Origin of the sequence: Rossellomorea pakistanensis, assembly GCF_016908495.1 — a bacterium.
Taxonomy (GTDB): Bacteria; Bacillota; Bacilli; order Bacillales; family Bacillaceae_B; genus Rossellomorea; species Rossellomorea pakistanensis.
The window spans coordinates 848,856-872,806 of sequence record NZ_JAFBDZ010000002.1 but is presented as its reverse complement, the minus strand read 5'-3'; the positions used below and the strand labels follow the sequence as shown (position 1 = coordinate 872,806).

Annotated in this window: 21 protein-coding genes, 1 pseudogene and 1 riboswitch; of the genes and pseudogenes, 5 read left to right on the top strand and 17 right to left on the bottom strand. The window is 37.8% G+C overall.

Translation table 11 applies throughout. The annotated features are described in order from the left end of the window. Positions 1-71: 71 nt before the first annotated feature. A riboswitch (SAM riboswitch) is annotated at positions 72-186 on the bottom strand. 101 nt (positions 187-287) lie between these two features. Beyond that, complete coding sequence (locus JOC86_RS11975; protein WP_205172819.1) at positions 288-1,424, bottom strand: trans-sulfuration enzyme family protein; 1,137 nt, start codon at positions 1,422-1,424, stop codon at positions 288-290. A gap of 526 nt (positions 1,425-1,950) precedes the next feature. Next, positions 1,951-2,412 (bottom strand): SRPBCC family protein, encoded by a 462-nt coding sequence (locus JOC86_RS11970; protein WP_205172816.1) that lies wholly within the window; start codon positions 2,410-2,412, stop codon positions 1,951-1,953. Positions 2,413-2,653: 241 nt separating this feature from the next. Here JOC86_RS11970 and JOC86_RS11965 point away from each other — a divergent pair, with 241 nt between their 5' ends. Continuing rightward, entirely contained in the window at positions 2,654-4,063 is a 1,410-nt protein-coding gene (locus tag JOC86_RS11965; RefSeq protein ID WP_205172814.1) for a sensor histidine kinase, read from the top strand. Next, on the top strand, positions 4,038-4,721 hold the full coding sequence (locus JOC86_RS11960) for a response regulator transcription factor (protein WP_205172812.1): 684 nt from the start codon (positions 4,038-4,040) through the stop codon (positions 4,719-4,721). The genes JOC86_RS11965 and JOC86_RS11960 overlap by 26 nt, the downstream gene beginning before the upstream one ends. Before the next feature lie 267 nt (positions 4,722-4,988). On the opposite strand, the gene JOC86_RS11955 is transcribed toward JOC86_RS11960, so the two are convergent. The 8 genes from JOC86_RS11955 to JOC86_RS11920 form a co-directional block, all read right to left on the bottom strand. Continuing rightward, positions 4,989-6,305 carry a murein hydrolase activator EnvC family protein gene (locus JOC86_RS11955; RefSeq protein WP_205172810.1) on the bottom strand — a complete coding sequence of 439 codons (1,317 nt, stop codon included), beginning with the start codon at positions 6,303-6,305 and terminating at the stop codon, positions 4,989-4,991. Between the two features lie 32 nt (positions 6,306-6,337). Continuing rightward, positions 6,338-7,222, bottom strand: coding sequence for a permease-like cell division protein FtsX (gene ftsX / locus JOC86_RS11950; RefSeq protein ID WP_205172809.1), 885 nt, complete (start codon positions 7,220-7,222; stop codon positions 6,338-6,340). Then, on the bottom strand, positions 7,212-7,898 hold the full coding sequence (gene ftsE / locus JOC86_RS11945; RefSeq protein ID WP_205172807.1) for a cell division ATP-binding protein FtsE: 687 nt from the start codon (positions 7,896-7,898) through the stop codon (positions 7,212-7,214). Before ftsE ends, ftsX begins: the two co-directional genes overlap by 11 nt. A 558-nt stretch (positions 7,899-8,456) precedes the next feature. Then, entirely contained in the window at positions 8,457-8,765 is a 309-nt protein-coding gene (gene cccB, locus JOC86_RS11940) for a cytochrome c551 (protein ID WP_205172805.1), read from the bottom strand. Positions 8,766-8,860: 95 nt separating this feature from the next. Continuing rightward, on the bottom strand, positions 8,861-9,043 hold the full coding sequence (locus tag JOC86_RS11935) for a DUF2179 domain-containing protein (RefSeq protein WP_205172803.1): 183 nt from the start codon (positions 9,041-9,043) through the stop codon (positions 8,861-8,863). Positions 9,044-9,179: 136 nt separating this feature from the next. Then, positions 9,180-10,281 (bottom strand): peptide chain release factor 2 gene (gene prfB, locus JOC86_RS11930; protein WP_205173507.1). Its coding sequence is split into 2 segments (ribosomal slippage): positions 9,180-10,208 and positions 10,210-10,281, totalling 1,101 coding nucleotides; the frame shifts between segments, so codons are not numbered across the junction. Between the two features lie 250 nt (positions 10,282-10,531). After that, the gene (secA, locus tag JOC86_RS11925) at positions 10,532-13,045 is read right to left on the bottom strand and encodes a preprotein translocase subunit SecA (RefSeq protein ID WP_205172801.1); all 2,514 of its coding nucleotides are present in this window, start codon (positions 13,043-13,045) and stop codon (positions 10,532-10,534) included. 518 nt (positions 13,046-13,563) lie between these two features. Beyond that, positions 13,564-14,613 carry an SEC-C metal-binding domain-containing protein gene (locus tag JOC86_RS11920; protein WP_205172792.1) on the bottom strand — a complete coding sequence of 350 codons (1,050 nt, stop codon included), beginning with the start codon at positions 14,611-14,613 and terminating at the stop codon, positions 13,564-13,566. A gap of 304 nt (positions 14,614-14,917) precedes the next feature. Here JOC86_RS11920 and JOC86_RS11915 point away from each other — a divergent pair, with 304 nt between their 5' ends. Next, entirely contained in the window at positions 14,918-15,373 is a 456-nt protein-coding gene (locus tag JOC86_RS11915) for a 2-thiouracil desulfurase family protein (protein ID WP_205172790.1), read from the top strand. 92 nt (positions 15,374-15,465) lie between these two features. Here JOC86_RS11915 and JOC86_RS11910 read toward each other — a convergent pair whose 3' ends face one another. From JOC86_RS11910 to JOC86_RS11880, 7 genes and pseudogenes are all read right to left on the bottom strand, one after another. Further along, positions 15,466-16,053: a nitroreductase family protein gene (locus JOC86_RS11910; RefSeq protein ID WP_205172787.1), complete on the bottom strand. Its 588-nt coding sequence runs from the start codon at positions 16,051-16,053 to the stop codon at positions 15,466-15,468. A gap of 168 nt (positions 16,054-16,221) precedes the next feature. Continuing rightward, on the bottom strand, positions 16,222-16,839 hold the full coding sequence (locus tag JOC86_RS11905; protein WP_205172784.1) for a cell wall hydrolase: 618 nt from the start codon (positions 16,837-16,839) through the stop codon (positions 16,222-16,224). A gap of 327 nt (positions 16,840-17,166) precedes the next feature. Continuing rightward, positions 17,167-17,814 (bottom strand): SGNH/GDSL hydrolase family protein, encoded by a 648-nt coding sequence (locus JOC86_RS11900; protein WP_205172779.1) that lies wholly within the window; start codon positions 17,812-17,814, stop codon positions 17,167-17,169. Positions 17,815-17,910: 96 nt separating this feature from the next. After that, complete coding sequence (locus JOC86_RS11895) at positions 17,911-18,804, bottom strand: ROK family protein (protein WP_205172776.1); 894 nt, start codon at positions 18,802-18,804, stop codon at positions 17,911-17,913. Positions 18,805-18,903: 99 nt separating this feature from the next. Then, positions 18,904-19,587 carry an N-acetylmannosamine-6-phosphate 2-epimerase gene (locus JOC86_RS11890; RefSeq protein ID WP_205172773.1) on the bottom strand — a complete coding sequence of 228 codons (684 nt, stop codon included), beginning with the start codon at positions 19,585-19,587 and terminating at the stop codon, positions 18,904-18,906. 103 nt (positions 19,588-19,690) lie between these two features. Continuing rightward, positions 19,691-21,174 (bottom strand): annotated as a pseudogene (locus tag JOC86_RS11885) (sodium:solute symporter family protein). Positions 21,175-21,220: 46 nt separating this feature from the next. Further along, complete coding sequence (locus JOC86_RS11880; protein ID WP_239587534.1) at positions 21,221-22,090, bottom strand: N-acetylneuraminate lyase; 870 nt, start codon at positions 22,088-22,090, stop codon at positions 21,221-21,223. A 357-nt stretch (positions 22,091-22,447) separates the two neighbouring features. Here JOC86_RS11880 and JOC86_RS11875 point away from each other — a divergent pair, with 357 nt between their 5' ends. Both JOC86_RS11875 and JOC86_RS11870 read left to right on the top strand, forming a co-directional pair. Beyond that, a complete protein-coding gene (locus JOC86_RS11875) occupies positions 22,448-23,137 on the top strand; it encodes an FCD domain-containing protein (protein WP_205172768.1) in 690 nt (229 codons plus the stop codon). Continuing rightward, positions 23,115-23,816: a FadR/GntR family transcriptional regulator gene (locus tag JOC86_RS11870; protein ID WP_205172765.1), complete on the top strand. Its 702-nt coding sequence runs from the start codon at positions 23,115-23,117 to the stop codon at positions 23,814-23,816. The genes JOC86_RS11875 and JOC86_RS11870 overlap by 23 nt, the downstream gene beginning before the upstream one ends. Positions 23,817-23,951 lie beyond the last annotated feature (135 nt).

Here is a 23,951-nt window from a genome sequence, read left to right as displayed (position 1 = left end):
AAGGAAGAGAGGGATAAAACGCAGAAAAGCCCTCTTCTCTAAGAAGAGGGCTTAATTAGTAATGGCTCCTCCCCTTATCTTCCAGATCATTAGGATCTGTAGGAATTGGCACCTTTTCAAGCGTAATACTGCTTGAAGGTTGCCGGGCTTCATCGGGCCTAGTCCCTCCGCCACTCTAGATAAGAGATATAACTTTTGCTTAATACATTAAACTGTATTGACTATGTTTTGGATTATAACGAGAATTTTTTGAAACGTCAACATAATTTTCGATATTTTTTAAAAATTTATTTGAGAGAAGATGTTAATGCATGCTTGAATTGCTCAATAATATCTTCTAATTCTTCAATTCCAACAGATATTCTTACTACATGTGTCGTAATTCCCAGCTTTTCCTGTGCCTGTGGAGGAAGTGCTCTGTGTGACGTTCCTAAAGGATAGGAAACCGATGTTTCAACGCCTGCGAGAGTAGGGACAATTTTCACCCAACCAAGAGAACGAAAGAAAGTACTAATATCACAATCACGAGAAAGTTCAATCGTAACAATTGCTCCATTTCCTTTCAGTGAGACATTTTTCGGATAGAATACTTTTTCAATCTGAGGATGGGGTTGGAAATAGGTTGCTAACCTTTCAGCATTCTCTGACTGCTTGGACATTCTAAGAGCCAATGTTTTATTCCCACGACAGGTTAACCATGCCTCGAACGGACTTAGATTGACACCCATATTCACTACTTTTGTTTTTACGGCGCTTATGATTTCTTCCGCACCGACGATGACACCTGCTGTAATATCACTGTGTCCGCCAATATATTTTGTTGCACTATGAACCACCAAGTCGACCCCCATTGTAAAAGGCTGTAGTAAATAAGGAGTCGCAAATGTATTATCAATCATCGTTTTCAAATGATGGGTTTTGGCAAATGCAACGAGATTCTCAATATCCTCTACCCTAAGAAATGGATTTGTAATCGTTTCACTGAATAACAGCTTTGTTTGTGGAGTGATGGCTTTCTCAATTTTTTGCTGATCGCTAAAATCAACAAAGCTTGTTGTGATTCCAAAGGATTGGAGCTCTTCCTTTAATAATTGATAGGTACCCCCATAGAGATCCTCTGATGCCACAATATGATCACCTTGTCCGCAAAGCGCCACAACACCAGAAAGAATCGCACCTAAACCTGATGAAGCTGCCACCCCAGCGGGTGCCCCTTCTAATTGGGCGACTGTCATCCCTAATTCATCTGTATTTGGGTTCCCCACACGTGAATAGAGATAGGGAGACTCCCCTTGATAAAAGCCTTCTAATTCTTCTAATGAGGAAAAGGCAAAAGCCGAGGTTTGATAGATCGGTGTTGTCTTACTCTTTACTTGCTTGTTTGGTGATAATGAACTATGTACTACTTTTGTGCCAAACTTCATACTGTCTTTTCCCTCCCTATAGTAAGCGTGCCTTTTATTCACTTTGTCCCATATTATACTTTATCCAACTACCGTATTAAATGATTTACTATTTCCAGCTGCTAGACCATGTCTTTAACCATTATAAAGCTGATTTTCCAAATAGCATTCTAAATATCTCCGTAAAGATCAATCCAATAAGAATAACCAGCCATGAAGCTGGAAATGTAAAAGCACCAATGGAATACCCATCCATAAGATCATCCCTTTATAACTTCAGAAAATTATAAAAGTAATATACTCTATAATCTCATTTTTTATTAAAAAGTCAATCAAATAGATGGAGTCGTGAATATAGTCCGTTTCAGCGTCTCGACTCTATCTTTTCCTCAGATTTCTCTCGACTTCTCAATTCAGGTAAAGTATAAGAACGATCCTAAAAATCATTCCATTCTTTGTTTAAAAATAACTTGGGAGACTACACTTTAAAGCTAAAAACCCCCCCTATACCGAATAACTCCAGCACAAGGGGGATCCACATTAAGTATTACTGACAACAAAGAATTCCTTCACCTGATTCCATATTTGACTTCAAGCTCTTTAACATCTGTTCCCATGCTTGCACATGCCACTCCCTTGCATGAGAATATTCCTCGGTATCTTTCCAGCCTTGATGAATTAAAGTTACTTTCGTCATTTCATTTAAAGATTCAAATTCAACCGAAACCGTTGTTAGATTGTTCTCATCGTTCATCACACCAGCAAACGGATCAGGTCCCTTCCACTCAAACTCTAGTAATGTCGGCTCTTTGTATTGAAGGATTCGACAGCCTTTAGTACTCATCATATCTTTATTATCCGGGCTAAAATACAATTCAAATTTCCCATTTTCCCTCGGATCAATTTCCGCTGCAGGTGCAAACCATTTAATGATTCGCTCTGACTCTGTCCAAGCTTTCCATACGAGGCTTAACTCAGCATTAATTATAATTTCTTTTCTTATATCCATGTTATTCCTTCCTCTCCAGAAAAAGTGTTCCAGAATAAGTATTGGATATTTTTAGTGAAATCCCTTCTTCTATGTAAAAAGATTCATATAATTTCTTTTCCCTATTTCGTACTAATCGATTAAAAAAGATTCTTTTGATAAATTAGAGATTAATAGAATGAAAAAATAGTTTTCTGCATATTTTCTTCAAACATTTAAGATACTATTATGGAAGAATGAATAGAAATGAGGATTCGTCTCAATGAGAAAAATCTCTACTAAATTGGCTTTATATTTCACGATAGCTGTTTTTATTATGGAGTCGTTATTAATGATTTATCTCCATGATAATATTGTCGATAATCGGGTGAAAGAGGAATTCCAATCACTAATTTCAAGGGGAAATAGTCATCGAGATGTACTAGAAGATACCTACTCCGAGGGGACTCTCCATCATATCGCACTGATGGAAACGAAGACAAATACTGAAGTTGTCATAACAAATTCTAAAAAAGAAATCATTGCTAGTTCGAAAGAGCCTTCCAAAGGCATGAGAGAGATTATTCGCGGCTACACTCCTGACCAATTAAATAGAAACGGCTTATTAATAGAGTCAAATTGGAAGGAAATAAACTATCTTGCTACTGTGACGGAGTTCAGTACAGAAGCAGAAGATGGTTATGTTTACATGTTTAAAAATACAGGACCTTTACGAACATTGATTGACCGCTTGAATGTCCACTTTTTACTTGCAGGTTTGTCTAGTTTGGTTATTTTAGGTATCATCTATTTTCTATTATCAAAGATTTTGACCCGCCCTTTAATCAAAATGAAAGAAGCAACAGAGAAATTAAGCAAAGGGGATTTTGCTGTTAAATTACCCGAATTAGGTAAAGATGAACTAGGGGAACTCTCTCAATCTATTCAAATGCTTTCTAATGATCTAGAGATGATAAAGAAAGATAGAGTGGAGTTTCTTGCTAGCATCTCTCATGAACTAAGAACACCATTAACGTATATTCAAGGATATACGAACGTTGCCTTACGAGAGGATATTAAGAATACAGAGAGAAAAGCGTACTTAGAAATCATCCAGGAAGAATCGAAAACAATCGTGACGTTAATAGAGAATCTGTTTGAATTGGCAAAAATCGATGAAAATAATTTTTCGATTTCAAAAGAACCGATCATGATTTGTCCCTTTCTTAAAAAGATGATAGTGAAGGTGACACCTGCTTTTAAAAGTAAGAATATCGATATACTCTTCATTTGCAAAAATGAACTATTAATAAACGCAGACCCCTTGCGATTAGAGCAAATCATTATGAATTTACTAGATAATGCTCTTAAGTATTCACACCCTAATACATCTACTGAAATTTCGGTGAAGGAATTAGAAGAAGAAGTGAGAATTTCAATTCAAGATCAAGGGATCGGAATCCCGGAAAAAGAAATTCCTCATCTTTTTAATAGGCTTTATCGAGTAGAGAAATCGCGTTCAAGAGAGCTGGGTGGTTCTGGCCTGGGGTTATCTATAGTCAAAGAATTGATGGATGCTCATGGTGGCAGTGTGTCCATTACCAGTAAAGAGAATCAAGGGACATGTGTCGAGATTAGATTCGAAAAAGCAAGGGAGGATTACATTTTTGAAAACAATTTTACTAGTAGATGATGAAATGAGAATGTTAAACCTATTAGAGCTGTACCTGCAACCTAATGGTTATTCTTGTCTAAAAGCAACGGGTGGGTACGATGCTTTAAATAAGTTGAAAAATGCTTCGATAGATTTAATTATCCTTGATCTCATGATGCCAGAAATGAATGGATGGGAAACATGCGAAAAAATCCGGGCTTTCTCGACTGTTCCTATTATTATTCTGACAGCTAGAAACAATAAGACAGATGTCGTTAAGGGACTAAATCATGGGGCAGATGACTATATCACTAAACCATTCGATGAAGGCGAACTTCTAGCTAGGATAAATGCTATATTCCGCAGACATAATCATCAGTCTGAAATTGATAGCCGTCACCAAATAAGAGAAAATTTCATCCTAGACAGTGGGTCTTATACATTGAAATATAACGAGAAAGTTATTTCACTAACCCTTAAGGAGTTTATGATTCTTAATGTATTAATGAAAAATCCTGACCGCGTCTATACTCGGGAGCAATTATTAGTAGTTGTCTGGGATATGAACACGAATACAGAGCTACGCACGATAGACTCCCATATTCGCAATCTAAGAGATAAATTAAAAAGATCCGATTTCCCCATCGAAAAGCATTTAAAAACGGTTTGGGGAATCGGGTATCAGTGGAAAAAATAAAAAAGCAGAGGATATTTTTATCACTTCAAATAACGGAGAAAAGTGATTCGGTGGTGGTTTGGGACTGATTTTAAGACAAAGAATACCATCTTTTTCTTCATATTTTGGATCGGAATAGGAGACTAGTTATTAAACTTATAGGCTTAGATGGTGCTTTTAGAATGATTCATCACTTAACGTGCTAGGTTCCATTAAAATGAAAAACACAACCTGTCATCAATAGGTTGTGTTTTTCATAATTTATGATTATTCAGGAATCTATTAATATTAGAGACTAATATATCTTCTTGGATCGACAGCATTTGATTTTGAAGCGTTCCAAGGGCCTGCGTGTAGTTCAAAGTGTAAATGTTGTCCAAAAGAGTAACCTGTGTCACCCATGTAACCAATTTGTTGACCTTTTTGTACATATTGACTGCCACTTACAAGTGATGACGACATATGTGCATAAACAGTAGTAAAGGTCTGACCATTGATAGAATGTGTCATATAAACAACATTACCATAGCTTGAACTATACTCACTTTTAATAATATAACCATCAGCTGCTGCTACGATAGGAACACTGCCTCTTGCAGCAATATCCACTCCATAGTGCATACGTGGCTTACCGTTTAAAATGTCAGGTCCATGATTAGTCGTAATAACTCCATTTGCAGGTCTTGTCCAAGTTCCCGCACTCACGCTTGGTGCATCTACAGAAGCAGATGAATTACTACTTCCTGACGATGAAGAATTGCTTGTAGCTTGAGGAGCAGCTGCCGCCTGTGCCTTTTTACGTTCCATTTCTTTTTGACGAGCTAGTTCAGCTAATCTAGATTGCTCGGCTTGGATTTCCCCACCAATTCGCTTTTCCAGCTCTTCTAATTCATTTGCACTTGCTTCAAGCTCTTCTTTTTCTACATTTAATTTTGATTGTTCTTTTTCAAGTTTGTCAAATAATGCATTCTTTTGACCTTTTTGACTATCAAGGTCTTTTTTAAGAGAAACTAGATTTTCTTTTGATTTCTCAAGTTCTGCTAGTTTATCTTCTACTTCTTTTTGTTTCTTTTCTAGTTCTGCTTGATCACGTTTTTGTTCATCGATAATTTTTTTATCAGCATTTACGATTGTATTGACCGCTGTTACACGATTGATAAAATCTCCAAAGCTATCAGCACCTAATAAAACGTCAAGGTAGTTGGAAGAACCGCCTTTTTCCTGCATTGCTCTAGCACGCTCTTCTAATAACTGATTACGCTCTTCGATTTTCTTCTTAAGAGCTTCAATTTCTACCTTTAGTTTCTCAATTTCATCATTTGTCTTTTTAATATCTGCTTCTTTCTCTTGAATTTTTGCGTTTGTATCAAGAATTTTTTTATCGATAGCAGCAATTTCTGCTTGGATCTCATTTTGTCTAGTAATGTTTTGATTGATTTCAGAAGTTTTACTATCAATTTTCTCGTTTACTTGTGCTTTCTCTTGTTGGATATTACTTTTCTTTTCCTTTAATTCGGATAAAGATGAGTGAGCACTTGCCGTGCCAAACGTTCCGATTGTCAGTGTTGCGGCAATTGACAAAGTTACCAATGTTTTCCTGTTCAAGCTGCATACCCCTTTCGATCTCAATAAACCTATTAAACTTTTAAGAATTTACGGACGGACATAAAACTTCCCCAAGCCCCAATTAAGCAGCCCATAATCACGATCAGAGCGTTTACTTGGAAAATAAACGGGGTAAAGTCTAGTATCTGAATAAAATGGTTTCGCAATTTTGGTTCAATGAACTGATAGGCATAATAGTAGCCTGATGTAACAAGAGCTATTGGTATAATTGCTCCGAGAATTCCTAACCATAATCCTTCAAGGATGAATGGCCATCTTACGAACCAATTTGTCGCTCCTACTAGTTTCATAATTTCAATCTCTTTTCTTCTAGCAACGATTGTAATCTTGATAGTATTGGAGATTAAAAACATTGCCGTGAAAAGAAGTCCGATAATCAGTACCAAACCAACATTGCGACTCATTTGCAGGAAGCTGAATAGTTTTTCTATTTTTGCTTCTCCATAAACCGCATCATTTATATATTTAAACGTTTCGATATTCTGAGCAATTCTCTTCGTATCACGTGGATTTTCTGCTTTTACTATATAGACATCATAAAGAGGGTTATCTTGTTCGAATAGGCGGAAATCTTCTCCCATATCTTCTACAAGATGTCTAAGCTCTTCTTCTTTGGAAGAGTATTCAACACTCTCTACGCCTTTTATCACTTTTATCTTTTCTTCTATTGCATCAATCTGGGCTTGCTCTGTACCTAACTCTATTAAAACGCGTATTTCAACGTCTTTTTCAATATCTGTTGCGACTTTGTTCATGTTTAACATTAATACCACGAACACACCAACAAGTAACAGGGTGACGGTTACAGCACTAACGGAAGCAAATGTCATCCAACCGTTACGCCCTAGACTTTTAAAGCTTTCTCGGAAGTGGCGACCAACTGTTCTAGCTTTCATAGCCGTAGTCACCTCTCAGTTCATCCCGGACAATTCTGCCGTTTTCAATGGCAATCACTCGATGTTTAATTGTGTTGACAATTTCACGGTTGTGAGTAGCCATTACGACAGTTGTTCCACGGGTATTGATCTCTTCAAATATGTTCATAATTTCCCAGGATGTTTCTGGATCAAGATTACCGGTAGGCTCGTCCGCAATCACAACCTTTGGCGTGTTGACGATCGAACGGGCAAGTGATACACGCTGCTGTTCTCCACCAGATAGTTCATTTGGAAGCATTCTAGCTTTATGTTTTAATCCAACTAAATCTAGTACTTCCATAACACGTTTTTTTATATTTTTCGGCTGCTCTTCAATCACTTCAAGAGCAAATGCGATATTCTCATAGACTGTTAGGGACGGTAGTAGTTTGAAGTCTTGGAAAACAACTCCGATATTTCTTCTTAAATACGGCACTCTACTTCTTTTTAATTTTGCAAGATCAATGCCGTTTACCATAATGCTACCTTTTGTGGGTTTTTCTTCGCGGTACATCATTTTAATAAACGTTGATTTTCCCGCTCCACTCGGTCCAACTACATAAACAAATTCTCCCTGCTTGATATGTATGTTAAAACCATTGGCAGCCATTATTCCGTTCGGGTATTGTTTATATACCTCTTGCATTTCAATCATGTTTTAACCACCTAATTTAAACATTATGTATTGTACGTTCTAAGTTGGAAAGTTATCATCTATTCAGTTGTCGTTCAATTTTTAATCATAATAGTTTTTGTATTGTAGAATTTCATCAAAATTACTCGAATTAAGACTCACAAAAGTATTATAACATCATCAACTATGATTTTAAGGAAAATTTATATTACATTTTCGTTTCAAATTGAAACACAATATGAAATATTTACCTAATTTAGTGCCGTTACTATCCCTGAACCCTTTATCCATAGGTGTTTTATCCTAAAAAGTAATAGTGATTTTGTAACAAAACATAAATATAAGTGAATTTTCTAATAGTTTTTTAAAATTAATTTTTGTTTATTTTGTCGGATTTTCGTATCTAATGAGAGGTCGATGTCAAATTTCGATGTTGGTTGAAGAAAATAAATGGTGAGACTTTATTCCTATGGAGGATTATGAAAATAGGAAAGGGGCTGTCCCAAACCAAGGGGGCAGGAACTATAACTTCTGAACAATTGTGGTTCCTGTCCCTTTTGTGACAGCCCCTATTATTTCCTATTTTTTATTTGCTAACCATTCTGCTACCGCTTCTGCTTGTTCTCCTTCTATAATTCCAGGAGGCATACTTCCTTTACCTTTTTCAAGAACATTCAATATTTCATCTTTACTGAGCCTTGAACCGACATCACTGATTTTAGGTCCAGCTCCACCGTCTAAGTTCTCACCATGACAGCTCATACATTTTTGGCTAACAATTTTTTCTGGATCGGCTTCTGTGCTTGTCTCTCCTCCACCATCATTACCACCACATGCTGCTAACACTAGTGAAGTTCCAAATAGAATTCCTAATAGCTTTTTCTTCATCATTTCTCCTCCTCGGAAAAAATACAATATGGACATAATCAAAATCAATGCCCGTCCCAATATTTATATTGAATCCATCCCTTATTATACCAATATCATACTCGTTTGAAACCTTCTTCAAACTCAGGTGTAGTTCCCATTGCAGCAAGGAATACGAACGGATCAATACCTCGAACTACTTGTTTCAACTTTGTGAATTCTGTATGATCAACTACGATTATGAGAATAGGGTTATCACGTCCAGCACTTGTATTTATTTTGGTCCCACCCTGATTCATTTATTCTTCCTAGATACTAAATAGCCCACTATAATAATGATTCATCACAGTAACACCTTAAAGCAGTGAGGGACGGTTCTCGATTGCGTTAACGTGTTAACGCAATCGAGAACCGTCCCTCAGTGGACTAAAGTGTTTATTGGATTCGTGTTCTTAGATAGGCGTTGATGAAGGCGCCTATGTCTCCGTCCATTACGGCTTGAACATTCCCAGTTTCGGTGTTGGTTCTGTGGTCTTTTACCATTGAGTATGGGTGGAAGACGTACGAACGAATTTGGCTTCCCCAGCCGATTTCTTTTTGCTCTCCCCGGATTTCGAGAAGCTCTTTTTCCTGTTCTTCAATTCTCTTTTGGTATAGCTTCGCTTTCAACATTTTCATGGCTTGTTCGCGGTTCTTGATCTGTGAACGTTCTGATTGACATGTCACAACGACACCTGTTGGGGTATGTGTAATACGAACAGCAGAGTCAGTAGTGTTGATATGCTGTCCACCTGCTCCACTTGCACGATAGGTGTCCACTTTAATGTCCTCTGTTCGAATATCGATTTCAATTTCCTCATTAAATTCTGGCATAACCTCACAGGAAACGAAGGATGTATGACGGCGTCCAGATGAATCAAAAGGTGAGATGCGGACTAAACGATGAACACCCTTTTCAGCTTTCAAATACCCATAGGCATTATGACCTTTGATTAACAATGTAACACTTTTAATCCCTGCTTCGTCTCCAGGCAGGTAATCCAATGTTTCCACTTTAAAGCCTTTTTTCTCTGCCCAGCGTGTATACATGCGCAATAGCATGGATCCCCAGTCTTGTGACTCGGTTCCACCCGCACCCGGGTGAAGCTCAAGGATGGCATTGTTCTTGTCGTATTCTTCACTTAATAAAAGCTGTAATTCAAATTCATTTAAGCGCTTGACTAGCTCCTTTAATTCATTCTCCAATTCTTCATGAAGTTCAGGATCATTTTCCTCTCTAACAAGTTCAAGCGTAACTTCTAAGTTTTCTTGTGTTTCTTCAAGGTCACGGTATTCATTGACAAGATCCTTTAAACCATTTCCTTCGTTAATAATCCCTTGTGCTTTTTGTTGATCATCCCAAAAATCGGGTTGGAGCATCACTTCATCTAGCTCTGCAATTCGAGCCTCTTTATTTTCGAGGTCAAAGAGACCCCCTAAAGTCCGCTATTGTTGAAGCTGTTTTTTCTAACTCTACTCTTACTTCTGAAAGTTCCATCATCTGCATTCACCTCAAAAAATTTTTCCTACTATTTTTTTACTAACATTGCGTAAGTGCTGAATATCAATGAAGAAAGGCTTGTCTTTAAACCTATTTTCTATAGAAAAAGACGTGTCTTCTTTCCTTCTAATTCGATCCCAGAAAAGCTGGCTGCTTACGTCGGTGTTAACGTTGATATTATATATTTTATATTTTTATCCTTATCAAAAGTACCTGGCACCTATGGAGGCACCAGGCATTATAAGCATTAATCTAATTTGCCATGACAATTTTTATATTTTTTCCCGCTTCCACATGGACATGGGTCATTGCGTCCAATGTCTTCTTGCTTTCGAACGGGCTTTTTCTTCGTTTTCTCTCCGTCTTCTTTTGGATTTACGGCATGTCCTTTTGCCACTTCTTGACGCTCCAAATTATTGCGGATTTCAGCCTTCATAATATATTTCGCGGCATCATCTTCAATGGCCGTGATCATATTTTCAAACATGGCAAAGCCTTCATGCTGATATTCGCGTAACGGATCATTTTGACCATAGGCACGGAGATGGATCCCTTGACGTAATTGTTCCATCGCATCAATATGATCAATCCATTTCGAATCAACTGAACGAAGAAGAATCACTTTCTCGAATTCACGCATTTGCTCTGATGTAAGCTCTTCTTCTTTTTCATCGTAGCGCTCGTGAACTTTATTATAAATAAGGTCGATCATTTCTTCTGGATCTTTTCCAGTTAATTGTTCGACTGTAACATCACCTTCTGGAAGGAGATTCGCATTTACAAAGTCCACTAGCCCTTGAAGATTCCAATTTTCTTCGTCTTCAGCTAATGGTGCATAGCCGGAAACAGCACGCTCAATGACCGATTTAATCATGCTTTCAACAATTTCGCGTAGATTAGCGGAATCCAATACTTCAAAACGCTGCTTGTAGATGATTTCACGCTGTTGACGGAGAACGTCATCATAGGAAAGCAGCTGCTTACGTGCATCAAAGTTGTTTCCTTCTACACGTTTTTGTGCTGATTCCACAGCACGACTGACCATCTTACTTTGGATCGGTTGTGAATCATCCATACCAAGTCGCTGCATCATCGATTTCATATTGTCAGATCCGAAACGTCTCATCAGTTCATCTTCCATTGAAAGGTAGAATTGAGTGACCCCCGGATCCCCTTGACGACCAGATCGACCACGAAGCTGATTATCGATACGACGAGATTCATGACGCTCAGTACCGATTACGGCTAATCCACCGAGATCAATGACCCCTTCACCGAGTTTGATATCTGTACCACGACCAGCCATATTTGTCGCGATTGTTACCGCTCCTTTTTGCCCTGCTTCTAAAATGATTTCCGCTTCACGTCCGTGGTTTTTCGCATTTAATACGTTATGGCGTACGCCTTTTTTAGATAAGAATTTCGAAATAAGCTCTGACGTTTCAACCGCAACGGTACCGACAAGTACCGGCTGCCCTTTCTTATTTCGTTCGGCAATATCTTCGACTACAGCAAGGAATTTCCCCTCAATAGATGCGTAGATAAGATCTGAACGATCGTCACGAACAACAGGCTTGTTTGTAGGAATAACCACTACATTCATATTGTAAATATTGCGGAATTCCTCTTCTTCCGTCTTCGCAGTACCCGTCATTCCTGCAAGCTTTTCATACATACGGAAGTAATTCTGGAATGTGATCGTTGCCATCGTCATACTTTCGTTCTGAATTTCAAGTCCTTCTTTTGCCTCAATCGCTTGGTGAAGGCCATCACTGTAACGACGACCTTTCATAAGACGACCTGTAAAAGAATCGACAATAACGATTTCGCCTTCCTGTACCACATAGTCAACATCAAGGTGCATACTAACATGTGCCTTCAGTGCCTGATTAATATGGTGATTCAAGGTTACATGAGAAATATCGAATAGATTATCGATATTAAAGGCCTTTTCAACTTTGGTAATACCGTCCTCTGTCAGCTGAACACCTTTTGTTTTCTCATCATATGTGTAATCATCATCTCTTTTGAGCATACGGACAACCGTGTTCGCTTGGAGATAAAGCTGGGTTGATTTTTTTGCTTGGCCTGAAATGATTAATGGCGTACGCGCTTCATCAATAAGGATCGAGTCGACCTCGTCAATTACAGCAAAATGAAGTGGGCGTTGAACCATTTCTTCCTTATATAACACCATGTTGTCACGTAGATAGTCGAAACCGAACTCATTATTCGTACCGTACGTAATATCTGCTGCATAGGCTTCACGTTTTTCGTCTTTTGACATGGAGTTAAGGTTTAAACCAACAGTCAAACCAAGAAACTCATAAAGTTTCCCCATTTCCTCTGCATCACGGCTTGCCAAGTATTCATTGACAGTGATGACATGGACACCTTTCCCTGTGATAGCATTTAAGTAAACAGGCATTGTCGCTGTTAATGTTTTACCTTCACCGGTTTTCATCTCGGAAATGTTTCCATCGTGTAAGGAACCACCACCCATGAGCTGTACTCTATAAGGGTAAAGGCCTAGAACACGTCTTGCCGCTTCACGTACAACCGCAAAGGCTTCAACCATCATATCATCAAGAGATTCCCCATTTTGATAGCGTTGCTTAAAGTCTGCTGTTTTTTCACGTAATTGATCATCGGTTAAATGCTCCATATCAGGAGCCAGATCGTCTATTTTATCAGCTAGCTTTTCTAGCTTCTTTAATTCGCGTTTATTTGCATCAAAAACTTTGTTTAAAATTCCAAGCATGTATGAACGCTCCTTTGTATATGGAAGTTGTGAGAGAGTTGGTAGATTGGTTAGGTTACGGGATCACCAGGTTATTCTATTTCTTTTATATGAAATTCTGATGAGACCATGAGAACACTTCTAATAAATAAAGGCGAAAGAACTTCTGTTTTCGCCATTTCTTTACCTAAATGTAACATCTAATAAAATTCTAGAAAAATCACTAGAATCCTCTCACAAAAACACAATATTCCCTATTTAATATTACCACTATAAAAAGACAGTGACAACTTATGGCGAATATAGATGAACGAAGGAGAGAACTGGGGGACGGTTCTTTGCCAAGGTAAAGCATTAGCGTAACGCGGGACGGTTCTCGATTGGAGTGACGCGTTAGCGTAGTGCGGGACGGTTCTCGATTACTGTAACGCTTTAACTCACTCGAGAACCGTCCCCGATTGGGGTAAAGCGTTAATGTGTGAAGGGACGGTTCTCGAATGCGTTAGTGTTTTAACGCGGTCGAGGACCGTCCCTAAGTGTTAGTATAGGATTTTTTTCATTTCTTTGCTTCTGCGCGAGATGCTGTTTGCTGAGACTTCGAATGCCTCGGCTAGGTCTTTTTGTAAATAGTTTTTACTAAAAGGGATATCCCCTTTCACCGCTTCAATTGCTGCAGCTGAGTAGATTTTCGGGTTTCGGATTTTCGGTCTTTCCCTTAAGAAATAATTTTCTAAGGAAAGGAAAGCTCCTTCTACTGATAGCTCCTCTTCTCCATGCTCAACCAAGAATTCCTTCAAAGATTCCAATGCCTCTGGATAAGCAGGATCTGACCAAGTAAACTCTTCCTCTTCTGGTTTAGCTCCCACTTCTTCCTCTTCCATACCTTGGCTTTTTTCCACACCGTAAAGGAAGAATCCTAGATCTGCCAACCAGAGATAATTTTTCATGAGATGGTCATGTAAAGTAGTAGACTCTTGATCATCTTCAAATTCTTCCCTTAATACTTGCCCCGCTACTGCCTCAATTTGCGGATAAATAAAATATTGAGCGAATGGGACGTATTTTTCTTTGTACGGAAGCAAAATTCCTACGAAGAAACTATTTTCCTCTAACCCTGAAAATTCTTCATGGATTTCTATGACATCTCCTGAAATCGCCTCTGTGACAACTAAATCTGTCGGGCTTGTTTGTTCTACTTTCCCTGCTGTCAGACGCACTTGCGACCAGCTTTCTAATGCTTCTTTCGTTTGCGGACGCGTAACCAAAGACATCTGCTTATCAATAAACTGTTCCAATAATGTTTGTCCACTTTCAAGCGGATGCGTTACACCATACCAGCTAACGAATGCCATTTCATACACTTCTTGATCTTTCTTCAACATTTTTAAATCATTTAAATATTGATGATACGCTTCTTCCATTTTCGGATGATTATGTAGAGCAATATAGTCATAGGCTTGTGCCTGAAGAACATCCAATTCTTGATGGATCAATTGGTTAATATCTACGACACCTGCTTTGCCGCAGCATTTTTTATATTTTTTCCCACTGCCGCAAGGGCATGATTCATTTCTACCGATAGCACTCATTTCGTCTTCCTCCTCTTTTTCGTAAAAGAGTGTCGATTACACAAAGATACATTATAACGTAGAGAATCCATTGTTTAAACTTTTTTCGAACAAGAAAAATGAACCAGTTCCAGTTTTACTGATTATAATCCATAAAAAACCTCGCAAAACTAGTATTGGCTAATAAAAAAATGAGATTTATAATGAGGTAACACAAAATATCTGAATAACTTCTTTGATTAAATTTTATCTATACAAGACTTTATCATGGACCTTACAATCGAATGCAAATACATTTAAGCCCTAAAAAGGAGGTAGAATCATCATGATTCTAGTTAGTTCATGCTTAGCTGGGAAAGAATGCCGTTATAACGGTACACATAGTTTAGAGGATAAAATCCTTCAGCTTGTAGAACAAAAAAGGGCGATTATGGTATGCCCAGAATTACTTGGTGGATTCACCACACCGCGAGAACCAGCAGAAATTGTTGGAGGTAACGGTGAAGATGTCTTAAATGGTCAAGCAACAGTGATGGCGAAGTCTGGTGCTAATGTGACAGACTTATATCTTGCTGGTGCCTATAAAACACTAGAAATAGCCAAACAGCTTCAAGCAACCTCCATTGTCCTAAAAGAAAACAGTCCATCTTGTGGAAGTTCTTATATTTATAATGGCGCCTTTTCCAACCAAAAAATACAGGGTGATGGGGTAACAACGGCCTTATTGAGGAAAGAAGGATTTAATGTAATTTCTGAAGAAGAACTTATGGAGTTGACTTGATGTTAATGTTGATTGCTCCTACCTCAATTTTTTTAAAAAAACAAAAAAGCGATTCACCCCCAGCCTATTTTGCTGGGGTGAATCGCTCAATATTAATTGTAACGACGATCAGATTGAACCCAAACTGTTTTTTCTTTAAAAGGAATTCGTTTACTTTGCCTTTGAGGAATGTCTGGATACCCTAAGTAAATAAACCCTAAAACTTCTTGTTTATCTGTCAACCCGAAAAGCTCTTTCATCTTTGAATGATAGCAGGGCTTTCCTGTTCGCCAAATCGCCCCTAAACCAAGAGCATGTGCGGCAAGCAATAGGTTTTGGATGGCAGCATTGACCGCTCCGATCTCTTCTATAGGCAGAGCTTTAGGATTGTCCGAAGGAGTTGCTGCCACAGTAATAATAACAGGAGCACGAAACGCCTTTTCCTCTACCTTTTTCAGCTTTTTCTCGTTTTCCTCACATGTAGGATCCTCCATTGTTTCTTTGGCAATTTCAGCAAGTGTTCTCCCAAGAGGTCTTCTTCCTTCTTCTGTTAAGACAAAAAATTTCCATGGTTCCGTATTGTAATGGTTCGGAGCCCATGTTGCAGCTTCTAAAAGTTTAGTAATCGTTTCCTTTTCGATTGGGTCAGGCTTCACTCTTCCTATGCTTCTTCTATTTCGGATTGCTTCAAAAACGTCCATTCATAATCCCCCCATTAATTAATATATGTATAAAACGTTTTAATTGATAATGATTTTCAATTAAATAATAGTATACTTCCTCCTCTTTTGTCCACCTTTTCAATCCAGACGAAAAAACCACAATTCCATTTAACTGAAATTGTGGTCCAGGCAGATTTTTTAATGAACTTAATAAGCAAAATGATGATTTCCGATTTCATTTGTTACTTGGCGTGTGAAAATCCAATGATCGGTAACGAGGTCAGGATTATAATAGTACAAAGAGCCGTAGGTAGGATCCCATCCAAGAAAAGCATCCTTTACTGCTTGATACGCACTAGTATCAGGCTCGAGCTTATATTGTCCATCATTCACCGCTGTAAAAGCATTTTTTTGAAACACCACATTGGAAATTGTATTAGGAAATTCATTAGACTCGACACGATTTAAAATAACGGCTGCTACAGCTACTTGTCCCTTATAGCTTTCCCCGCGTGCTTCGCCATTTACGATATGTGCCATCATCGTTACGTTATAAAGCATGTTGGTCGTTTCGGGACCCACTACTCCAACCATCTCTATATTAAAATCTTTCTGAAATTGTTTTACCGCTTCAGTTGTGATTGGACCGTAATATCCAGTCGGATCAAGATGAAAGTAACCTAATTTCTTTAAAACGGATTGAACATATTCAACCTCTTGTCCAACAGAACCTTTCGATAGTTGTGATGCTTTTACTTCAGTCTCCACGATCCCCAAACATAAAACAAAGGCTACTGCTGCCATTACTCTTTTTACTGATTTCATTAATATAAGCCACTCCTTTAAAACATTATGTACCTTGAAGATGAACGGATGCTATGATTTCGAAAAGACATCTCTACGGACAGTCGGCGAATGAGTAAATGATGATCACCTCCTTAAAGATACTAGGATTCCATGAAGGAACATATTCACTACTTTCCCTCGTTTTAACAAATCAAACTATTCTTAGAAGCATAAAAGCAATACCGTATTTAGTAATATTATTCGTGTTAATAAATAGAAAATTTGTCCGTCTTCCAGAAAAAATGTCGAAATATTTGGATTTTTAGGAAGAAAAAAAGCTGTTACAGAAACAGCTCTTAAAATCTATTACTTTTCTTCCTGAAGAAAACTTTTCATTTTTTCATAGACAAGACTAGCTAAAAGTTTGTGTCCTTTCTCATCAAGATGCATATAATCAACGGTATTCATTGGTACCAATCTATTTGTATTTAAGAATTCTATATTTTGAATCTCTAAAAGCTCCTTTAAATACTCCGGGAGTTTCTCTGATTTCCGATCACATTCTTTTCCCATGGATTTCCCAACGACTTCATAATACTCTTTGCCAATAGGTGGAGGGGCAATAACAAGTACGTTAGGAGATTGTCCTTTAATACCCGCTGTAGTATCTTTAGCTTTCAATGAAAGTCTAGTAATCCCTTGAGCAATATTATAGGCCGTTAGATTAAATCTTTCTTTCGTATCATTTGTTCCCAGCATAATAACGACAAGCTCAATAGGTGCGTGACTCATTAAGCAAGGATGGAGATAGGTATACCCATTTAATCCTTCAAATAATGGATCATCCACAACACTCGTTCTACCAGGTAGACCTTCTTCAACTATTTGAAACTCCTCACCTAATCGTTCGGCTAATAGACTCGTCCATCTCACTCCCTCCGGGAATCTCCCCATGGTTTTAGCGTCATATCCCCATGTATTAGAATCTCCAAAGCAGACGATTCTTCTTTTCATCCTTCTTCCTCCCTTACTCTATTCACCTAAGTCTATAATACCTCTAAAATAGCAAAAAAGGCGGGATTCCATTGGGGTCACCACACCTTTTTACTATTATTTTATTGAATCTAATGCTAGCTTCGCACTTCCAAATTGGCCCGCTTTGTTTCCTAACGTTGCCCATTTGACAAGGCTCGGGTCATGTCCAAATGATTGCAGTTCTTTTGTCAGGGCTTCCTCCCAATAACAATGAGAATCTGATAAACCACCACCCATGATAATCACTTCTGGATCATAAAGAATCTTAATATTATGGAGTGTCATACTAAGATCCTGGATAAAACTCTCGACACAAGCTTGAATATGTTGATTTTCCTCTTTATAAGCCTTCCAGATTTGATTTCCATGCTCAAATGTATGACCAGTTTCATTAACATGATTCAATAAAGCAGTGCCTGAGATATATTGTTCTACACAACCTTTTTGTCCACAATTACACTCTTTCCCTCTTGGATAAAGGATCATATGCCCTACTTCTCCAGCCGACCAATTGTTCCCTCTGAAGATGTCATCATGTATAACGATTCCACCACCCACTCCAGTTCCAAGAGCTAGAAAGAAGAAATTTTGAATGTTCTTCCCCGCTCCCATCCAAGCTTCACCGAGGGCAGCAACATTGACATCATTATCGACGAAGACCGGAAGGGAGTACATTTTTCCAAATTTTTCAATAAAATTTAGGCCGATCCATTGTGGCAAATTATCTGTTGCATATACCACCTTTGCCTCCTGAGTATTGATTCGGCCTGCACTCCCAATTCCGATCGCGTCAATAGTGTGATTCTCAATAAAATGTTGAATCATTTGATGAACCTTTTTTAGAACATGATCCCTCCCTTTGGACGCATCTGTTGAAACGGTTTGGAAATCAAGTAATTCACCAATCTCAGATATCACAGATCCCTTAATCCCCGTTCCCCCAATATCGATTCCAATAACCTTTTTCATTGATTTCAACCCTTTTATATAAGCTTTTTTCTTAGATTTTTTTACTCTAAATTAAGAAAAAATCCTGTAATCATAAAAATAAATATTTACATTAGACTTCTACTTAATTTTATCTGAAAAGCTCTTTGTAATGAGCTGTGGTCTTGTAATGGCTCCTCCCACTACAATAGACCAGGCTCCAAGCTCAAACATTTTCTTTGCCTGGTCAGGTGTTTGAATTCGACCTTCTGCAATAACCGGGATGGTCGCTTGTTGACTCAATGTTTTCACTAGTTCAAAATCTGGATCGTCTTGTTTCGGGCTGTAGCTTGTATAGCCGGATAGCGTAGTAGACAGCATATCGACTCCATATTCAGTCGCATATTCTGCGTCCCGGACATCTGATATATCCCCCATCACAAGGGTGTTGCTATTATCATGAATATAGTGAACAATGTCCTGAAGTGATTCCTGATTAGGTCTCTCCCGGATCGTCGCATCAAGGGCGATGACCTCAGGTTGGACAACAAGTAATTCATCCACTTCTTTTTTCGTTGGTGTAATATATACTTCGTTTTCTGGATAAACCCTTTTTAATAATCCAATCACAGGTAATTGTGTTTTTTGTTTGATAGCAAGAATATCTTCCGGGGAGTTGCTCCTGATTGCTACAGCTCCACCTTCTTTTGCCGCTAGAGCCATTTTAGCCATTGTTTCTGAGCCATGCAGTGGTTCATTTTCCAATGCCTGGCAAGATACAATCAAATGATGATGAATTCGTTCTATGAAATCGTGCTTACTCATGATGAAACCACCTTCTTAATATTGATGAGGGATTGACTCAAAAAAGTTTTGAATCAATCCCATGTTAAATCTTCCTTTATACTGCTTCCTCGTGCTCATATTCCTAATTAATCGTAAAGACTGTGAGTCCTGTTGTTTTCTTATTTCCATTCGGGAACAAGAAGCTGGCAAGATAACCAATTCCGAAACTACTGAAGAAGGCAAATACACTAAAAAAGAATGAAATTAATCCGGATTGCTGTAAGAAATAGCAGGTAATCGCACTGACAAGTAACCCGATTAAAGCACCCGGTGCATTGGCTCTTTTCGTAAAGATCCCTAAAGCAAACGTACCGGCGATTGGAACCCCGAACAATCCAACGAGAGATAGGAATAAATCCAATGTCTCACTTTGATTTGTGTTTATTAAAAATAGGGAAACTCCTACACCTAGAATCCCTGTAACAATAATGACCCAACGAGCTAATTGAACATTCGATTTCTCACTGCTTTCAGGGTAAAACCTTTTCTTAAAGTCAACGACTACACATGCAGACATACTATTTAAACTAGAGGATATCGTCGATTGTGCTGCCGCAAATACCGCTGCGATGATGAGACCTGCCACTCCTGCAGGTAATGTCGTTAAGACGAAATAGGGAACAATTGCCGAAGTATTAAATCCTTCTGACAATAATTGATGCTGTTCATAATAACTGTATAAAACGGTTCCGATTCCATAGAAAATCGGAATCGTAATCCCGGCAAAGAAGGCATTGGTCCAAAGTGAACGTTTCGTTTCCTGGATGCTCGTTGTTGTACTATAACGTTGAACAACATCTTGGCTGGCTGTATATTGGTGTAGATTATTGAAAATCGAGCCAAGGAAGATAATAGGGATCGTTGCAGCAGCAAAGCTCCACTTCCAATCATCTACTGATACGATTTTCTGGTCGTTCATAGCATCATTGATAACGGTTCCGAAGCCCCCGTCAATATTAATGACACCATAAACAATGATTAATAAAGCACCACCGATAAGAATGATTCCTTGAATCACATCACTCCATATCACCCCTTCCATACCTCCAAGGAACGTATACACAACGCAAAGCAACCCTATGACGGCAGCGATAAGAAATGGATTAATGTCAGAGATCGAGGTAATCGCTAGTGTTGGAAGGTAAATAACAATAGCGACACGTCCAATATGGAATAAGATAAACAACAAGCTTCCTAATAACCTCAAGGAAACATTAAATCGTTTCTCTAAATATTCGTAGGCTGTTGTAACATTAAGTTTTCTAAAAAACGGAATATAATATTGAATAAGAATCGGTACAATAGCGATAATAGCAATATTCCCGGCTGCATATGTCCAATCACCTAAAAAGGCTTTCTCTGGTGTTGACATGAAGGTAATAGCACTTAATGTTGTTGCATAAATACTTAGCCCTGCTGCCCATGCAGGAATTTTCCCCCCTGCTTTAAAAAAGCATCTGTGTCTTTCCCGCTCTTCTTAGTAAAATAAATCCCTACCCCTAACATGGTGACAAGATAAATCACTAATGTTAGCCAATTTAAAGCTCCAAACCCGATTTTCTCCATGAAAACTCCCCCCTATATTCGTATAAATTATTCCCATCCTAAACGCTTACAAATTAAAATGCTTTACTAACGCTTCCACATCTGTGCGTTTCTCTGGATTGAAGTTCTTCATTGGTTTTTGACATTGGCCAGCATCGATTCCCTTTACATGAAAAATTTCTTTAATCGTTTGATATAGTCCTAACTCAAGAATCTTTTCAATTAAATCATTAGTTGTATGCTGGATTTCTTTCGCTTCAATGATCTTCCCATCTTGTGCTAGTTGGAAAATTTCTTTTGCACGTTTCCCATTTACATTGAACGTGCTTCCAATAGCCCCATCAATTTCATAAATCGCTGCAGGAAGAAGCATTTCATCAAAACCTGAGAAAATTAATTTTTCCGGAAAGCGTTTTCTCATTCGCTCTAATAAAAAGAAATCTGCAGCAGTGAATTTCACCCCGATAATATCTTCATTTACAAATAACTCTTCAAACTGATCGAGAGACATATTTACCCCGGTTAAAAACGGAATAGAATAAATAAGCATTTTATTCTTTGTCTCACGAATAATAGAAAAATAATAGTCTTTAATTTCTTCAAAATCAAACTTGTAATAAAACGGTGTCACAGCTGAAAGACAGTCATATTTTAGTTCCGTCGCATACTTTCCTAATTCAATTGCCTCATCTAAGTTTAATGAACCGACCTGTGCGATTAATTGAATATCATCCTTCGCTTCGTCTTTTACAATTTCAAAAATCTTCTTCTTTTTGTCAGTCGATAATAAAAAGTTTTCCCCAGAGCTACCATTTACGTATAACCCATCCACCTCACAAACATCGATATTATGACGTACAATCTTTCTTAAGCTTCCCTCGATAATGTTTCCGCTTTCATCAAACGGTACAATTAATGCCGAGAATATTCCCTTCATGTTGTAATCCTCCATATCATTTCAGTTTTAAGTAAAGGCTGGTCAAACGAAAAAATTTTGATGTTCTGGTCCCTGACAAACTTGGTTTAATGACAGCCTTACTTATCTCCCTTGTAATATGGTCTGACCAATTTTAATATAATATGGTCTGACCAATTTAGATTTAGGATATCGAATATCTAATATTTTGTCAATTTAAATTTTTCAATCTCTAGAATCTAAGTTTATTGACAAAAGTTCCTAATAGCATTACGATTTTTTAAAGATGGTCTGACCAATTTAAGACCATTGAAATTAAATTATAGGATGAGAGTGTGTACTGTGGGGATTCCTCCAAAAACGACCCTCGCTCAAATAGTGAGTGATCGAATAAGAAATTATATAATTGACAACAACTTAAAACCAGGTGATAAACTTCCTTCAGAAAAAGATTTAACCGAAGCCTTATCTGTTAGCAGAACGGTTGTGAGAGAATCATTAAAGTCGCTGCAAGCAATGGGCATGATTCGCATTAAAGCTGGAGAAGGAATTTATGTGGATGATTCCACTTTAAAAAGTGTCCATAACTTACTTGATTATCATTGGAAAACAAATGGCATTCAAATGAAAGAACTGTTTGAAACAAGGAAAGTATTAGAGCTTGGAGCCATTAAACTAGCAGTAGAGAATAATGATTTCGAACAGATTGAAGAAATGGATAAATGGAATCAGCTTTACCTAGAAAAGATCAATCAAAATGAAAACCCTAGAGCAGCTGATATTGGATTTCATCGTGCTTTATTTAAAGCGACAGGGAATAGTACCTTTTACCAGCTCAATGAATTTACCCTTGAATATTTTAATAAAAGTTTTCTAGGTGCTATTAATGACAGTGAAAAATTAATAGGTTCCTTTGAAGAGCATAAAGAGGTTATTGATTGGATTAAAGCAAAAAACGTTGAGAATGCACAAAAGGTAATGCTCAGACACTTCGAACCAATTCAAAAATTTCTAGATCGATATGAGGATTTAAAAGGAGCAAACTATGAAACCGATCGAGAAAACTGAAAGATTTACACTTAAAAAAATGGTCATTGAACATTTGAAACACTATATTATTGAACATGAAATCGGACCAGGGGAAAAGCTTCCACCTGAAAGAGAACTGATCAAAATTCTAAATGTTAGTCGATCGGTCATTCGTGAGGCGCTTAGTTATTTAGAAAACACAGGGGTTCTCTCGATTCGTCAAGGACAAGGTATTTTCGTGAAATCGCACGATCTAACACCGCTACTAGAGCAGATGATGTTTTTATGGAAAATTGAAAACAAAAAGATTAGCGAGCTTCTCGATCTCCGATTATTATTTGAATTAACAGCCATTGGTGAGATCATTAGAAATGGGAATGAGGAAGACCTTATTGATTTAGAGAAAATCGCAACAAAAATGGATGACCCTAATCAAGATACAGAATGGATTCAAAATGCGGACATTGACTTTCATCGAGCGCTTATCAAAGCAACTCATAATGAACTATTCATCCAAGTCACCCATCTGATTGTAGAATATTTCTCAAAAGTACCTCATCACCAAATGACCTCCTCCAATATTGAAAAAACGGTGAATGAACACAAAGATATCGTTAAAGCTCTTCGTGAGAAAGATGAGAAAAAAGCAAGGGAAATCCTTTCTGAGCATTTAAACTGGTCGAAACAAAACGTAATAAACGTGGATGATCATATTTAATGACAAATTATTGAGGGCCTAGACATAGTGATGATGGATGGATTGTTTTAATCGTTGTGATTTTTGGAAAATTTGAGTTATTGCACGAAAAAATTCTGATTGCACCAAATTTAATTTAATTGCACATTTAAAAAT

Bases quoted from the DNA above. Each gene is read 5' to 3' on its own strand.
- JOC86_RS11975 (WP_205172819.1), bottom strand. From the start codon at position 1,424: ATGAAGTTTGGCACAAAAGTAGTACATAGTTCATTATCACCAAACAAG.
- JOC86_RS11970 (WP_205172816.1), bottom strand. From the start codon at position 2,412: ATGGATATAAGAAAAGAAATTATAATTAATGCTGAGTTAAGCCTCGTA.
- JOC86_RS11965 (WP_205172814.1), top strand. From the start codon at position 2,654: ATGAGAAAAATCTCTACTAAATTGGCTTTATATTTCACGATAGCTGTT.
- ftsX (WP_205172809.1), bottom strand. From the start codon at position 7,222: ATGAAAGCTAGAACAGTTGGTCGCCACTTCCGAGAAAGCTTTAAAAGT.
- ftsE (WP_205172807.1), bottom strand. From the start codon at position 7,898: ATGATTGAAATGCAAGAGGTATATAAACAATACCCGAACGGAATAATG.
- cccB (WP_205172805.1), bottom strand. From the start codon at position 8,765: ATGAAGAAAAAGCTATTAGGAATTCTATTTGGAACTTCACTAGTGTTA.
- JOC86_RS11935 (WP_205172803.1), bottom strand. From the start codon at position 9,043: ATGAATCAGGGTGGGACCAAAATAAATACAAGTGCTGGACGTGATAAC.
- secA (WP_205172801.1), bottom strand. From the start codon at position 13,045: ATGCTTGGAATTTTAAACAAAGTTTTTGATGCAAATAAACGCGAATTA.
- JOC86_RS11920 (WP_205172792.1), bottom strand. From the start codon at position 14,613: ATGAGTGCTATCGGTAGAAATGAATCATGCCCTTGCGGCAGTGGGAAA.
- JOC86_RS11915 (WP_205172790.1), top strand. From the start codon at position 14,918: ATGATTCTAGTTAGTTCATGCTTAGCTGGGAAAGAATGCCGTTATAAC.
- JOC86_RS11910 (WP_205172787.1), bottom strand. From the start codon at position 16,053: ATGGACGTTTTTGAAGCAATCCGAAATAGAAGAAGCATAGGAAGAGTG.
- JOC86_RS11905 (WP_205172784.1), bottom strand. From the start codon at position 16,839: ATGAAATCAGTAAAAAGAGTAATGGCAGCAGTAGCCTTTGTTTTATGT.
- JOC86_RS11900 (WP_205172779.1), bottom strand. From the start codon at position 17,814: ATGAAAAGAAGAATCGTCTGCTTTGGAGATTCTAATACATGGGGATAT.
- JOC86_RS11895 (WP_205172776.1), bottom strand. From the start codon at position 18,804: ATGAAAAAGGTTATTGGAATCGATATTGGGGGAACGGGGATTAAGGGA.
- JOC86_RS11890 (WP_205172773.1), bottom strand. From the start codon at position 19,587: ATGAGTAAGCACGATTTCATAGAACGAATTCATCATCATTTGATTGTA.
- JOC86_RS11880 (WP_239587534.1), bottom strand. From the start codon at position 22,090: ATGAAGGGAATATTCTCGGCATTAATTGTACCGTTTGATGAAAGCGGA.
- JOC86_RS11870 (WP_205172765.1), top strand. From the start codon at position 23,115: ATGAAACCGATCGAGAAAACTGAAAGATTTACACTTAAAAAAATGGTC.